Below are 12,206 nucleotides of genomic sequence, written 5' to 3'. Positions count from 1 at the left end.
CGCCGGTCCAGACCGCCGCCGCCGCCGGAAAGGGCGCCGGCAAGGGCAAAGGCGCCGCCGCGGCCAAGGCGCCGCCCCCGCCGCCGGCCCCTGTCGGTCCGGCCAACATCCGGGCGTACAACCAGTCCGTCATCGCCGCCCGCGACAACGGCAAGGGCCGCCTATCCAGCCTCATGACCGACATCCAGACCGCGGAACGCCGCGAAAGCGTGTTCTACGCGTGGCTGTCGAACTTCGGCCTGGGGTAGGGCGGCCTCCCGCGCACGGAGCGACACTGTAGGACGCGCATCGCCGAAAGCCGCGCCGTCCCGCTTGACGGTAAAGTTTACGCACGTAAATTGGCGTCGAGCGGTGAGACCGATGCTGAGCCCGGCCCTTGAAGGTGTTTTTGCGAACGCGGCTGCGCCCCAGAAGGCGGCGTTGATCCTTCTCGTCGCGACCCTTCCGGGAATGCTGATCGCCGCCACGCTCGCCGTTCGAGGCGGCAGAGGGGCTGAAGCCTGGCGCCGCACGGTGGCCGACCTGCGAACCGCGGGGCCTGCCGTCGGCCTCCTCGTCGCCAGCCTGAACGGCTTTCATATGGGCGAGACAATCGCCCGACTGCCCTTCGACCCGACACTCAAGCAGGTCGCGCCAGGCATCTTCGAGATTTCGGTGTTCGTGAGCCTGGGAGCCGCCGTCGGGCTGCTGGCCCAAGTCGCGCATACCGCCATCGGCCTACTCGCTCGCCGTCGTCAGACCCTCTGAGATCCGCCCGCCGGTCCCTGGCGGCAGGGTGCACGGCGCGCGCAGCCTTCAAGGGCCGCGTTAGGCCGGCCCCATGCCGAAGCCGCCGCAGATGCGGCCGGCCTGGTCACCGATGTCTTGGAAATTTGGAGCGGGCGAGGCGATTCGAACGCCCGACCCCAACCTTGGCAAGGTTGTGCTCTACCCCTGAGCTACGCCCGCGCTCCGTAGGGGCGATGGTCAGCCCCAAATGCGAGAGGCGGCCTTATGGCAGACGACCTCCGGCTTTGCAAGCGGCCCGGCGCGGCTTTTTTCGACGGCCTTGAAAACCGGGCCGGGCATCGTGCGCGGCGCAGTCCGCGCGACGGTCCGGGCGTCACCTAACACCTTGTTCTAGCGGAACTTCGGCGCCTTCAGACGACGCTTGTTGACGTGGCCTTCCGGAGCCTCGGCCTTCACCTCCTCGGGGTATTCGCCCTTGAAGTAGTACCGCTGCCAGGCCTCCTTCGTGGCTTCGGGATCGCCGCGGAAGATGCGCTGGTTGAACTCGCTGCGGTGCTTCTCCCAGACATCGTACTGGTGGCGCAGCTCGGGATCGGAATCCATCCGCCGGATCACCGGCTGGATCTCGTGCAGCGGGTGATCCTGCAGCAGGGTGATGAAGCAGAAGGGCTCCCCCTTCTCGAACCGCACCCGGCCCGGGCGGGTGAAGATCCAGTTCATCGTGAAGGGGAACGGCAGCCAGTCCGTCTCCACGACGCCGGCCAGTGGCTGGATGCCGTCCTTCACATGGTTCGGCGGGCCCATCACCCACATCGACCAGCCGGGCGGCGTGCGGAACAGGTAGCCGGAGTGGAACGTCAGCACGCCGTGGCTGAAGTGGCTGGAGGCCAGCTTGTGGAAGTCCGGGTTCGGATGGTCCGGCTTGAGGGTGATGTCGGTCTGCATGTTTCCGCCGTTCCACTCGGCGGTGAACGACATGGGACACAGGAGCTCCCAGCCCGAGGAATTGGCCATGCTGAGGGGCAGGCAGCGGTAGGGATGGCGCGAGGCGAAGCGGTCCATCCAGGCCCGCTGCGGCCGGCCCGGGATCATTTCCGGCGGCCGCTCGGTAGTCGGGAAGCACTCCAGTTCCATGGGCCCTCTGTTCGCGTCGGCGACCGTAGCGCGATCCGCCGAGGTGGAAGCCGGTTCGGCGACGAGATCGCGCTTGAGATCAAGGTGACAGAGCCTCCTGTCCCCTTCGATGAATCCATTCGGAGAGGGAAGGCTCTGGGGAACCCTTAAGCGCGGCGACGCGGCCACGTCCAGCGGCGCGCTGGCCGCCGAGGCAGGAAGAACCTTCCGGACAAGGAAAAGCCCCGGCCGCTCGTGCGACCGGGGCTGGTCCTTTGCCCCAAGGGCCCGGAGGCCCGAAGGATCGTCCGTCTTAGGCGAAGGCCGCCTTGCGACGACGGATCATGGCGCCGGCGCCGCCGAAGCCCAGGATCATCAGGGCCCAGGTGCCGGGTTCCGGAACGGCCGTGCCGGCCAGACCGTCGAACTCGAACGCGTCCAGCGACGACGAGAAGTCGATCGAGGTCACGTAGTCGCCACCGAAGTTGTAGTACACGCGGTAGCCTTGGGTGCGGTCACCGGTGCCTTGCGGCGTGCCGCCCCAGATGTCTTCGCCGTTGAAGGTCTGGCTGGTGCCGTTCGCGAGGTGGAACGTCACTTGGTTGTAGGTGTCCGGCGAGCCCATGTAGAAGCTGAACGAGCTCAGCACGTTGCCGTTGATGGCCGAGAACGTGGACGTCTGGCCCGCCGCAACCGAGGCGTACTTGGTGGTGTCGCCGGCCGGGTCGCCGTTGAACGGCGGCGAGGCCGAGGCGCCGCCGGTTTGCGGGCCCTGCCACACGGCGCCGCTGAAGGCGACGGTCGACGCGGCGATGGAATCGAAGTCCCACAGCATGGTCTGGCCGTTGGCGGCCAGGTTCGTGCCGAACAGGTCGTTCGCCTCGACGAGGCTCACGGTGATGGCGGCGTTAGCGGCCGAAGCGGCGGCCATAAGGCCGAGAGCGGCAGAAGCCGCAGCGAGAGTACGAAGCTTCATTTGTCTTCCCCAACGTCTGGTCCGCCCAGATGCCGGACGCGACCTTCACACTTAACAATATATGAACAGCCAAGCCCCGACGACTCGATTCGCCTAACAGGTGTATGTCAGTGAAAAGTGTCGCCAGATCAGTGGGTTGCGAGCCCGGCAACATGTTCGCGGGCGGCGATTCGACGCAGCTCGCAGGTTTGTTATGACGGGCCGCATGACGACACGCAACGACCTTCTGCGCTTCCTCGCCGACCACGGGATCGACGCCGAGACCCACGATCATCCGGCCGTGTTCACCGTGGGCGAGGGGGGCGACATCAAGGCCCGGATTCCCGGCGCGCACACCAAGAACCTGTTCCTGAAGGACGCCAAGGGCCAGCTCTGGCTGATCTCGGCGGAGGGCCATGCCGCGATCGACCTGAAGCGCCTTCACACCGTCATCGGCTCGGCCCGGCTGTCGTTCGGCAGCGCCGACCTGATGCAGGAGGTCCTTGGCGTCACGCCGGGCTCGGTCACCGCCTTCGCCCTGATCAACGACCGCGACCGCCGCGTCCGCTTCGTGCTGGACCGGACGCTCGCCGAGGCGGCGCAGGTGAATTTCCACCCGCTGACGAACACGGCCACCACGACCGTGACCCAGGATGGCTTCCGCGCGTTCCTCGACGCGGTTGGCGTCCGGCCCCTGGTGGTGGACTTCGAGGCGATGGCGGTCATCGGCTAACTCGGCGCGGCGCCGACAGTCGAAGGCTCTAGCGGCGGACCGAGAGTGCGACCATCTTGCGGTCAGAGACGTTAGCTGCATTCGACAAGGAACGACCGGGCCATGACCCTCATCGGGGAAACCCAAGGCGCGCCGCCCGCCGGCGACCTGATCAAGGACGCCACCGACGCCAGCTTCATGGCCGACGTGGTCGAAGCCTCGAAGACCCAGCCGGTCATCGTCGACTTCTGGGCGACCTGGTGCGGCCCGTGCCGCCAGCTGGGCCCGGCGCTTGAGAAGGCGGTCACGGCGGCCAAGGGCGCGGTCAAGCTGGTGAAGGTCGATATCGACCGGAACCCGGCGTACGCCGGCCAGCTTCGCGTGCAGTCGATCCCGGCGGTCTTCGCCTTCGTCGACGGCCGGCCCGTCGACGGCTTCATGGGCGCCCTGCCCGACAGTCAGGTGAAGCAGTTCGTCGACCGACTCGCCAAGCAAGGCGCAGGCGTCTCGCCCGTGGACGAACTGCTGGCCATGGCCAAGGAGTCGCTCGAACTGGGCGACGCCGGCGGCGCGGCCCAGGCCTATGCCCAGGCGCTGCAGATGGACCCGGCCAACGTGAAGGCCATCGGCGGCATGGCCCGCGTGCTGCAGCAGGCGGGCGACCTGGACCAAGCGCGCGAGGTGCTGGCCCTGGCGCCGCCGGACGCCAAGGATCCCGACATCGACGCCGTCCGCGCCGCCCTCGCGCTCGCCGACGAGGCGCCGTCCGAAACCGCCGAGTTCGAGGCCCGCATCGCCAAGGACGCCGACGACCACGAGGCGCGACTGGAGTTCGCCAAGGCCCTGGCCGCGGCCGGCCGGATGGACGAGGCCGTTGACCAGCTCATCGAGAGCATCCGCCGCGACCGCGACTGGAACGACCAGGCCGCTCGCAAGCAACTCCTGACCATCTTCGAGGCCGCCGGTCCCATGTCCGACGTCGCCAAGACCGGCCGCCGCAAGCTCTCGTCCATCCTGTTCAGTTGAGGAACGCGCCCGCATGGCGCCCTATCGCCAGCTCTCAGACCTGCCGCAGCTCATCCCGGTGTTCCCGCTCGACGGGGCCCTGCTGCTCCCGGGCGGCGAACTGCCGCTGCAGATCTTCGAGCCGCGCTACCTGAACATGGTCGACGACGCCATGGCCGGCGACCGGGTGATCGGCATGATCCAGACCCGCGGCGGCAGCCGGGCGCGGCCGAAGCTGTCCGAGGTGGGCTGCCTGGGCCGGATCACCAGCTACGCCGAGACCTCGGACGGCCGCTACCTCATCACGCTCACGGGCGTCTGCCGCTTCGACGCCGGCGAGGAGCTGGACCTGCGCCTGCCGTACCGCCAGCTCCGCGCGAACTACGACCGCTTCAGCGAGGACCTGGACGACGAGGACGTCCAGGTGGGCGACGCGGCCCGCACCCGGTTCGCCAACGCGCTCAAGCGCTACCTCAACCGACGCGAACTCGATATCGACTGGGACACCGCGCGGGAGGCCCCGCTGGAGGCCCTCGTGAACAGCCTCTGTATGGGGCTGCCCTTCGAACCGGCCGAGAAGCAGGCCTTGCTCGAGGCGCCCGATCTCGACCGCCGCTTCGAGGTGCTCACCACCCTGCTCGAGATCGACGGCGCCGAGCCGGATGACGAGCCGCATCCGCTGCAGTAGAGGGACGCCATGAGCGAGCCCTCCATCGACGTCGATCCGCGCCTTCTCGAGGTCCTGGTCTGCCCCGTCACGCGCGGGCCGCTCGAATACGACCGCACCAAGGGCGAGCTGGTCAGCAAGGGCGCCCGCCTTGCCTACCCCATCCGCGACGGCGTTCCGATCATGCTCCCTGAGGAAGCCCGCGACCTCGGCGAAGGCGAGTAGGTCCCTCCCGCCTTAGAGCGCCTCGCCCCGCAGCAAGCGGGGCAGGTCGCCCACCGCGCCGCCGGCTTCGTGCATGAAGAACCTCCGCGCCGGCGCGATCCGGTTCACTGCCGCCATCCCCGCCCCGCGCGCCAGCCGCAGCAGCGGGTTGTCGTTCGAGAACAGCCGCACGAAGGCGTCCATGCCGGCCGACAGGGTCACGGTGTCGAAGCGGCGCCAGGCGGCGTAGCGCTCGAGCACCACCTCCGAGCCGATGTCCTCGCCCGCGCGCATCGCCTCCACCAGCACCTCGGCCAGCGCCGCGGCGCCCTTCAGGCCCAGGTTCAGCCCCTGGCCGGCGATCGGGTGCACGCCGTGCGCGGCGTCGCCCAGCAGCGCGACCCGCGGCGCGCAGAAGCGCTCGGCCAACTGCAGGCTCAACGGATATGCGAACACCGGCCCCTCGACGGCGATATCGCCCAGGAATTCGCCGAACCGTCGCTCCAGGTGCGCCTGGAAGATCTCGGGCCGCGCCGCCTTCAGGGCCTCGGCCCGCCGCGTGCTCTCGGTCCAGACTAGGCTGGCGCGGTTCTCGGTCAACGGTAGGATCGCGAACGGACCGCCCGGCAGGAAGTATTCGTGCGCCACGCCCTCGTGCGGCCGCGCCAGCCGGACCGTGGCCACCACTCCGGTCTGCGCATAGGGCCAGCCGATCGCGCCGATCCCGGCGGCCTCGCGGATCACCGAGCCGCGCCCTTCGGCGCCGACGACCAGCGGCGCGGCGAAAACGCGCCCGTCGGCGAGGGTCACCTCGGCCGCACGCGCGCCGAACGCGGCCTTGACCACGCGGGCCGGCGCGAGGACCTCGATGCCGGCGTCTTCCACGGCCGCGGCCAGCGCGGCGCGCGTACGGCGGTTCTCCAGCAGGTAGCCCAACGGCTCGCCCTCGGACCGGTCGGCGATCTCGCCGGAGTCGAACCGCAGGTAGAACGGCAGCGGCGCGCCGGACGCGGCCCCCGGCGTCGTGGCGTCGGTCACCAGGATCTGCTCGATCCGCTGGGCGTGGGGCTCCATCGCCTCGCCCAGGCCCAGCGCCCGCCACTGGCGGAAGGCGGCGTAGGCGATGGCCGAAGCGCGGCCGTCGAACGTGGGCTGCAACTGGCTGTCGAAGGCGACCGGATCGATCAGCAGCGGGGTGAGGCCGGCCCGCGCCAGCGAAAGCCCCAGGGTCGCCCCCGCCATGCCGGCGCCGGCGATGATGACGTCCACATCCTGGCTCATGCGCGCGATAGGCCACGAAACCACCGCCCGCGTCCAGGCGTCGCGGCTAAAAGTGGACTCTTCCGTCCATTCTTCACTTGCGGCTAACCTCTGCGCGGCATATCAGCGATCTTTAGGGTGGACGGCGCAGTCCATCTTTCGTTCGAGGGGCTTTCGTCGAATGGCCGGTATGCCGAGGGGGCGCATCGTTCCCATCGCCGCGGGCGGGCTCGCCGTGGTCGCCGTCGCGGTGGGCGGCGGGATCTGGTGGACCGAGAGGCAGAAGTACGAGACCACCGACAACGCCTTCGTCGCCGCCGACAAGGTGACGATCGCCCCGCTGGTGGACGGCTACGTGGCCGAGGTGCTGGTCGACGACAACCAGCCGGTGCGCCCCGGGCAGGTGCTGGTGCGGATCGACCCCGCCACGATCAAGGCCCGGCTGGCCCAGGCCGAGGCGAACGCCCGGGCGCTGGAAGCGGCGGTCAGCGCCGTCGACGACAAGGCCCGCCTGGAACAGGCGATGATCGCCCAGCGCGCCGCCGCGGTGGACAGCGCCCACGCCCAGGCCAAGTGGGCCGACGGCGAGATGCGCCGCTACGGCTCCCTGGCGAACGAAGGCTGGGTCTCGTCCCAGCGCGCCCAGACGGCCCGCAACGCCCAGGAGCAGGCGGTCGCCGGCGTCGGCCAGGCCAAGGCCGCGCTGGAGGCCGAGCGCCGCGCCGCCCAGTCCCTGGGCTCGGCCCGCGAGCAGAGCGTCGCCCAGGCCGCCGCCGCCCGCGCCGCTGCCCAGCAGATCGCCATCGACCTTTCCCGCACCGAAGTCCGCGCCCCCGTCGCCGGCGTGGTCGGCGCCCGCGCCGTGCGCGTGGGCCAGTACGTCCGTCCCGGCGGCGCGCTGATGAGCGTCGTGCCGCTGGCCGACGCCTATGTGGTGGCCAACTTCAAGGAGACCCAGGTCTCCCGCCTGCGGATCGGCCAGCCGGTGGAGATCCACGCCGACGCCTTCGGCAAGGAGGCGATCAAGGGCAAGGTCGACAGCTTCGCCCCGGCGACCGGCGCCGAGTTCGCCCTGATCCCGGTGGAGAACGCCGTCGGCAACTTCACCAAGATCACCCAGCGCCTGCCGGTCCGGATCAAGATCGACCCCGACCAGAAGCTGGCCGGCGGCCTGCGCCCCGGCCTGTCGCTGAAGGTCAAGGTGGACGTCACCCGCGACACCGGCCCCTCGTTCGCGCAGAGCGGCGTCTCGCCCTCGCAGTTCGCCCGCACCGGCGCCCAGAACTAGGCCATGGCGGACGCCGCCCTCCCCGCGGGCCGCGGGCCGCCGCGCCCGCCGCCCCAGGCGCCTGCCGTGCTGGGGGCGGACGGCGCGCAGGTCGACTGGCTGAAGGTCTTCCTGGGCTTCGGCGGCATGGTCATCGGCCAGTTCATGGCCATGCTGGACATCCAGATCGTCGCCAGCTCCCTGGTCCAGATCCAGTCGGGCATCGGCGCGACCGCCGACGAGATCAGTTGGGTCCAGACGATCTACCTGCTGGCCGAGGTGGTGATCATGCCGCTCACGGCCTACCTGACCAAGATGTGGGGCACGCGGTCGTTCTACGTGATCGCGGTGATCGGCTTCGTGGTCACGTCGGTGGCGGTGGGGCTGTCTTCTTCCGTGGCGATGATGATCGTCTTCCGCGCGCTGCAGGGCCTGTTCGCGGGCGCGATGATCCCGCCGGTGTTCGCCACCGCCATGACCGTCTTCCCGCCCGAGAAGCGGCTGACGGCGAACGTCATTGTCGGCCTGATCGTCACCCTGTCGTCCACGATCGGCCCGACCCTGGGCGGCCACCTGACCGACCTCCTGAGCTGGCGCTGGCTGTTCTTCATCAACCTGCCGGTCGGCGTGCTGGTGATCTTCCTGGTCGGCCGCTACGCCAACTTCGACAGGGGCGACCCCAGCCTCGCCAAGGGCATCGACTGGTGGGGCCTGGGCCTGATGACCGTGTTCCTGCTCTCCCTGCAGTATGTGCTGGAGGAGGGGAACGGCGACGGCTGGTTCGACGACAGCGTCATCCTGTGGCTGACGGTCCTGGCCGCCCTGACCGGCGTCGCCTTCATCTGGCGACAGCTCACCTACTGGCAGCCGATCGTCTCGCTGAAGCCCTTCCGCGACCGCAACTTCACGCTCGGGATCGTCATGACCTTCGTCACGGGGGTCAGCCTGTTCGGCGGCACGTTCCTGATGCCGATCTTCCTGGGTCAGGTGCGCGGGTTCTCGTCGGCCGAGGTGGGCAACACCATGCTGGTGACCGGGCTCACCATGTTCCTGTCGGCCCCCATAGCCGGCCGGTTCGTGCGAATGATGGACGCCCGGGTCGCCATGGTCGGCGGGTTCGCCCTGGCCGCCTGGTCCATCCAGCTCGGCTCGCGGGTCACCGACCAGTGGGGCTTCGACGAGTTCTTCTTCCTCCAGGTCGGCCGTGGCCTCGGCACCATGATCGCCATGATCGCCGCCCAGCAGATGAGCGTCGCCTCGCTGCCGGTGACGATGATGAAGGACGCCTCGGGGCTGATAAACCTCATCCGGAACGTCGCCGGCGCCATCGGCCTGGCGGTGCTCTCCACCATCCTCAGCCACCAGGGCGCGGTGCACTACATGGAGCTGGCCAGCGCGGCCAGCCAGGCCAACGCCTCCAGCGCCGCCATGATGGAGGGGCTGACCGCCATGATGACCGAGGGCGGCCTGGCCGACCCTGCGGGCACGGCGCGCAAGGCCATGTCGATGATGATCCACCGCCAGGCGGCGGTGCTCAGCTTCGGCGACGCCTTCGCCGTGCTGGCCCTCGGCTGCTGGGCGGCGGTGGGCCTGGCTTTCTTCGCGCGCCCCGGTCCGGCGATGGGCGGGCCGCCGCAGGGCGGGGGCCACTGACGTGCCGCGCGTCGCCGGGCAGATCGACGTCTCGAAGAACGAGGCCATCCTCGACGCCGCGGTCGAGGTGATGGCCGAGCGTGGCCTCGGCGCCTCGATGGAGGCGATCGCGCGGCGCGCCTGCGTCTCGAAGCAGACGATCTACAACCACTATGGGTCCAAGGCGGAGCTGGCCCGCGCAATGTCCGAACGCCGCGCGCACGAAGTGGCGGGCGTCCTGGGGGCGCCAGGCGCCATCGAGCGGCCGGAGGAGGCGCTGGCCGCCTACGCGCGCCTGCTCCTGAACGCCGTGCGCAACGCGCGCAGCATGGCGATCTACCGCATGGCGATGCTGGCGGCCTCGACCATGCCCGACGTGGCCGAGGCGATCTACGACGCGGGGCCCCGGGCCAGCCGCGAACGTCTCGCCGAATTCCTCCGCGTCGAGCACGCGGCCGGCCGCGTCCGCGCGCCGGACCCGCTGGAGGCGGCGGAATTCTTCGCCGGCATGGTGATGAACCGCTTCCAGACGAAGGCGCTCCTTGGCGTCCCCTTCGACCTCAGCGAGGCGGACGTCGACCGCATCTCGGCCGAGGCCGTGCGGCGGTTCCTCCGCGCTTACGCGCCTTAGGGCGCCCCGGCCACGACCCGACAGACAGGCTTGGCCTTGGCTGTTAGGCTCGCGCCAGTGATGGGGGCGTCATGTTCAGCGTGAAGCATTGGGTGTCGGCAGCCGTCGCGGCCGCCGTGGTCATGGTCGGACCCGCGGCGGCGCAGCCCGCGCCGAAGTTCGGGGCCCTGGCCGTGGACCGCGCGAAAAACTTCGCCTTCGGCTTCAGCTTCGACCAGGCCAGTCGGGCCGATGCCGAGCGGCGCGCTCTGGAGGAAGCCCGCAAGCGGGGCGGAAACGCCGCGGTCGTTCTCGTCTGGTCCGGCGCCGGCTGCGGCGCCTACCGCACCCTGGAACCTAGGGACGGTGACGCCTACGGCTGGGGCGTGGCGGCCAGCCGCGGCGACGCCGACGCCATCGCCCAGCGCGAGGCGATGAAGCGCAGCAACGGGAAGATCCCCTCGAACAACGCGTGGGCCTGCAACAGCGACCCGATCCCGGCGCTCAGCGTGCTCAAGAACGAGCCCGTGGGCGAAGCCAGCGGCGACGGCGTCGTCCTGCAGAACAGCCGCTTTGTGAACGACCTCGCGTTCTCGCCCGACAGCCGACAGGTGGCGACGCTCAGCTACGGCGACGGGGCGGTCATGGTCTGGGATGTCCGGACCGGCCGGCTGGTCCGCACGCTGACCGGCCTCTCCCCAAGCCCCTACAGCATCGCCTGGTCGCCGGACGGCGCGCGGATCGCGGGGGGCGACAGCCAACGGGTGATCGTGTGGGACGCGCGGAGCGGCCAGAAGTTGGGCGAGAACCTGCACAAGTCGCTGCTGAGCGACCTCGCCTTCACCGCTGGCGGCCTGTTCGCCAACGGCGCCCAGGAGCTCTACGACGACCCCAAGGGCGGCTGGGTGGTGTGGCAGCTCGACCCGGGCACGGGGGCGCTGGTGCGCAAGGTCACGCTGATGGACCCACACACCTACGCCCTGGACGACACGGTCTTCTCGCCCGACGGCCGGCTCGCTGCGACCCTCGGAGACAAGCCCGGGCTCGACATCCGGATCTGGGATTTGGCGAGCGGCCAGGCCGTGGTCTCCGTCGCCGCCCCGCGCGACAACCGTTCGGCCGAGTTTTCGCCCGACGGGACCCGGCTCGCCACGGGCGGCGACAACGGGATCGCCATCTGGGACGTCGCCAGCGGGCGGCAGCTCATCCACTTCGGCTCGGGCGTGATCGACGACGTCGCCTTCTCGCCCGACGGACGCCGCATCGTCAGCGGACATATGAACAACGCGGTGACGGTGTGGGACGCCGCGACCGGCCAGCCGCTCGCCCAGATGAGCGGCCACACCAAGCGCGCGCTCTCGGTGGCGTTCTCGCCGGACGGTCGCGTGGTGGCCTCGGGGTCGGAGGACGGCACAGCCCGCCTCTGGGACGCCGCCACCGGCGCGCCCTTGAAGGCGCCCAGGGGCGCCAATGCGGCCGCCGGTCCCGCGCCGGTCGCCGCACCCGCTCCCAAGCCCGCCTCGGCGCCCAGGCCGACCACGCCCGCCAAGACGCCCGCGCCGGCCCCGACGCCCCAGGAGGCGAAGGCTGTGGCCCAACCGGCGCCTGCGGCTGAGCCCGCGCCAGATCCCGACGCCGCCCAGGCCGAGGCGGCCCGCAAGCTGAACGAGGAGGTCGCCGCCCGCGCAGCGGCCGTGGACGCGCGCAACAAGGCCGCGGCCGACGCGTATGCGGCCAAGGAGGCGGCCTACAAGGCGGCCACCAGCAAGTACGAGCAGGACCGGGCCGCCTACGAGGCCGAGGCTGCGCGCGTGAAGGCGGCCCAGGACCAGTACGCCAGGGACAAGGCGGCCTACGAGGCCCAGCTCAAGGCGCTGGAGGCCTCGCGGCCGCGCTGATCAGCCCTCGCCGTCCTCGTCGTCCGAGAAGCCCATGATGTGGAAGCCGGCGTCGACGTGGACGACCTCGCCGGTGGTCGACTTGCCGAGGTCGGACATCAGCCACAGGGCCGCGCCGGCCACGCCCTCCATCGAGGTGTCCTCCTTCATGGCC

14 protein-coding genes and 1 tRNA gene are annotated in these 12,206 nt (G+C 70.3%); 10 read left to right on the top strand and 5 right to left on the bottom strand.

Translation table 11 applies throughout. The annotated features are described in order from the left end of the window. Both Q0L11_RS02920 and Q0L11_RS02915 read left to right on the top strand, forming a co-directional pair. Positions 1 to 248: hypothetical protein (locus Q0L11_RS02920; protein ID WP_296595350.1), on the top strand; the 248-nt coding region annotated here is incomplete at its 5' end. Between the two features lie 112 nt (positions 249 to 360). Continuing rightward, on the top strand, positions 361 to 747 hold the full coding sequence (locus tag Q0L11_RS02915) for a hypothetical protein (RefSeq protein WP_296595349.1): 387 nt from the start codon (positions 361 to 363) through the stop codon (positions 745 to 747). 126 nt (positions 748 to 873) lie between these two features. On the opposite strand, the gene Q0L11_RS02910 is transcribed toward Q0L11_RS02915, so the two are convergent. The 3 genes from Q0L11_RS02910 to Q0L11_RS02900 all read right to left on the bottom strand — a co-directional run bounded on the left by Q0L11_RS02910 (position 874) and on the right by Q0L11_RS02900 (position 2,818). Continuing rightward, positions 874 to 948: transfer RNA gene (locus tag Q0L11_RS02910), tRNA-Gly, on the bottom strand. Positions 949 to 1,119: 171 nt separating this feature from the next. Then, positions 1,120 to 1,863 (bottom strand): DUF6065 family protein, encoded by a 744-nt coding sequence (locus tag Q0L11_RS02905; RefSeq protein ID WP_296595348.1) that lies wholly within the window; start codon positions 1,861 to 1,863, stop codon positions 1,120 to 1,122. Positions 1,864 to 2,155: 292 nt separating this feature from the next. Next, positions 2,156 to 2,818, bottom strand: a complete 663-nt coding sequence (locus Q0L11_RS02900; protein ID WP_296595347.1) for a PEPxxWA-CTERM sorting domain-containing protein — start codon at positions 2,816 to 2,818, stop codon at positions 2,156 to 2,158. 205 nt (positions 2,819 to 3,023) lie between these two features. Here Q0L11_RS02900 and Q0L11_RS02895 point away from each other — a divergent pair, with 205 nt between their 5' ends. From Q0L11_RS02895 to Q0L11_RS02880, 4 genes are all read left to right on the top strand, one after another. Next, positions 3,024 to 3,530: a prolyl-tRNA synthetase associated domain-containing protein gene (locus tag Q0L11_RS02895; protein ID WP_296595346.1), complete on the top strand. Its 507-nt coding sequence runs from the start codon at positions 3,024 to 3,026 to the stop codon at positions 3,528 to 3,530. 102 nt (positions 3,531 to 3,632) lie between these two features. Then, the gene (locus Q0L11_RS02890) at positions 3,633 to 4,535 is read left to right on the top strand and encodes a co-chaperone YbbN (RefSeq protein WP_296595345.1); all 903 of its coding nucleotides are present in this window, start codon (positions 3,633 to 3,635) and stop codon (positions 4,533 to 4,535) included. Between the two features lie 13 nt (positions 4,536 to 4,548). Continuing rightward, positions 4,549 to 5,202 carry an LON peptidase substrate-binding domain-containing protein gene (locus tag Q0L11_RS02885; RefSeq protein WP_296595344.1) on the top strand — a complete coding sequence of 218 codons (654 nt, stop codon included), beginning with the start codon at positions 4,549 to 4,551 and terminating at the stop codon, positions 5,200 to 5,202. 9 nt (positions 5,203 to 5,211) lie between these two features. Then, positions 5,212 to 5,406: a Trm112 family protein gene (locus Q0L11_RS02880; RefSeq protein WP_296595343.1), complete on the top strand. Its 195-nt coding sequence runs from the start codon at positions 5,212 to 5,214 to the stop codon at positions 5,404 to 5,406. A gap of 12 nt (positions 5,407 to 5,418) precedes the next feature. Here the strand turns inward: Q0L11_RS02880 and Q0L11_RS02875 are convergent, their stop codons facing one another. Next, positions 5,419 to 6,666 (bottom strand): UbiH/UbiF/VisC/COQ6 family ubiquinone biosynthesis hydroxylase, encoded by a 1,248-nt coding sequence (locus Q0L11_RS02875; protein WP_296595352.1) that lies wholly within the window; start codon positions 6,664 to 6,666, stop codon positions 5,419 to 5,421. Positions 6,667 to 6,826: 160 nt separating this feature from the next. Here Q0L11_RS02875 and Q0L11_RS02870 point away from each other — a divergent pair, with 160 nt between their 5' ends. From Q0L11_RS02870 to Q0L11_RS02855, 4 genes are all read left to right on the top strand, one after another. Beyond that, entirely contained in the window at positions 6,827 to 7,933 is a 1,107-nt protein-coding gene (locus Q0L11_RS02870) for an HlyD family secretion protein (protein WP_296595342.1), read from the top strand. A 3-nt stretch (positions 7,934 to 7,936) separates the two neighbouring features. Then, positions 7,937 to 9,565 carry a DHA2 family efflux MFS transporter permease subunit gene (locus Q0L11_RS02865; RefSeq protein WP_296595341.1) on the top strand — a complete coding sequence of 543 codons (1,629 nt, stop codon included), beginning with the start codon at positions 7,937 to 7,939 and terminating at the stop codon, positions 9,563 to 9,565. A 1-nt stretch (position 9,566) separates the two neighbouring features. Continuing rightward, positions 9,567 to 10,175, top strand: coding sequence for a TetR/AcrR family transcriptional regulator (locus Q0L11_RS02860; protein ID WP_296595340.1), 609 nt, complete (start codon positions 9,567 to 9,569; stop codon positions 10,173 to 10,175). 92 nt (positions 10,176 to 10,267) lie between these two features. After that, complete coding sequence (locus Q0L11_RS02855; RefSeq protein ID WP_296595339.1) at positions 10,268 to 12,052, top strand: DUF4189 domain-containing protein; 1,785 nt, start codon at positions 10,268 to 10,270, stop codon at positions 12,050 to 12,052. Here the strand turns inward: Q0L11_RS02855 and Q0L11_RS02850 are convergent. Further along, the coding region (locus Q0L11_RS02850; RefSeq protein ID WP_296595351.1) for an SDR family oxidoreductase at positions 12,053 to 12,206 on the bottom strand (154 nt) is incomplete at its 5' end.

The sequence above is a fragment of the Phenylobacterium sp. genome, from assembly GCF_024508875.1.
Classification (GTDB): domain Bacteria; phylum Pseudomonadota; class Alphaproteobacteria; order Caulobacterales; family Caulobacteraceae; genus Phenylobacterium.
The sequence above is the reverse complement of the archived record's forward strand: the minus strand, read 5'-3'. Positions and strand labels throughout refer to the sequence as shown.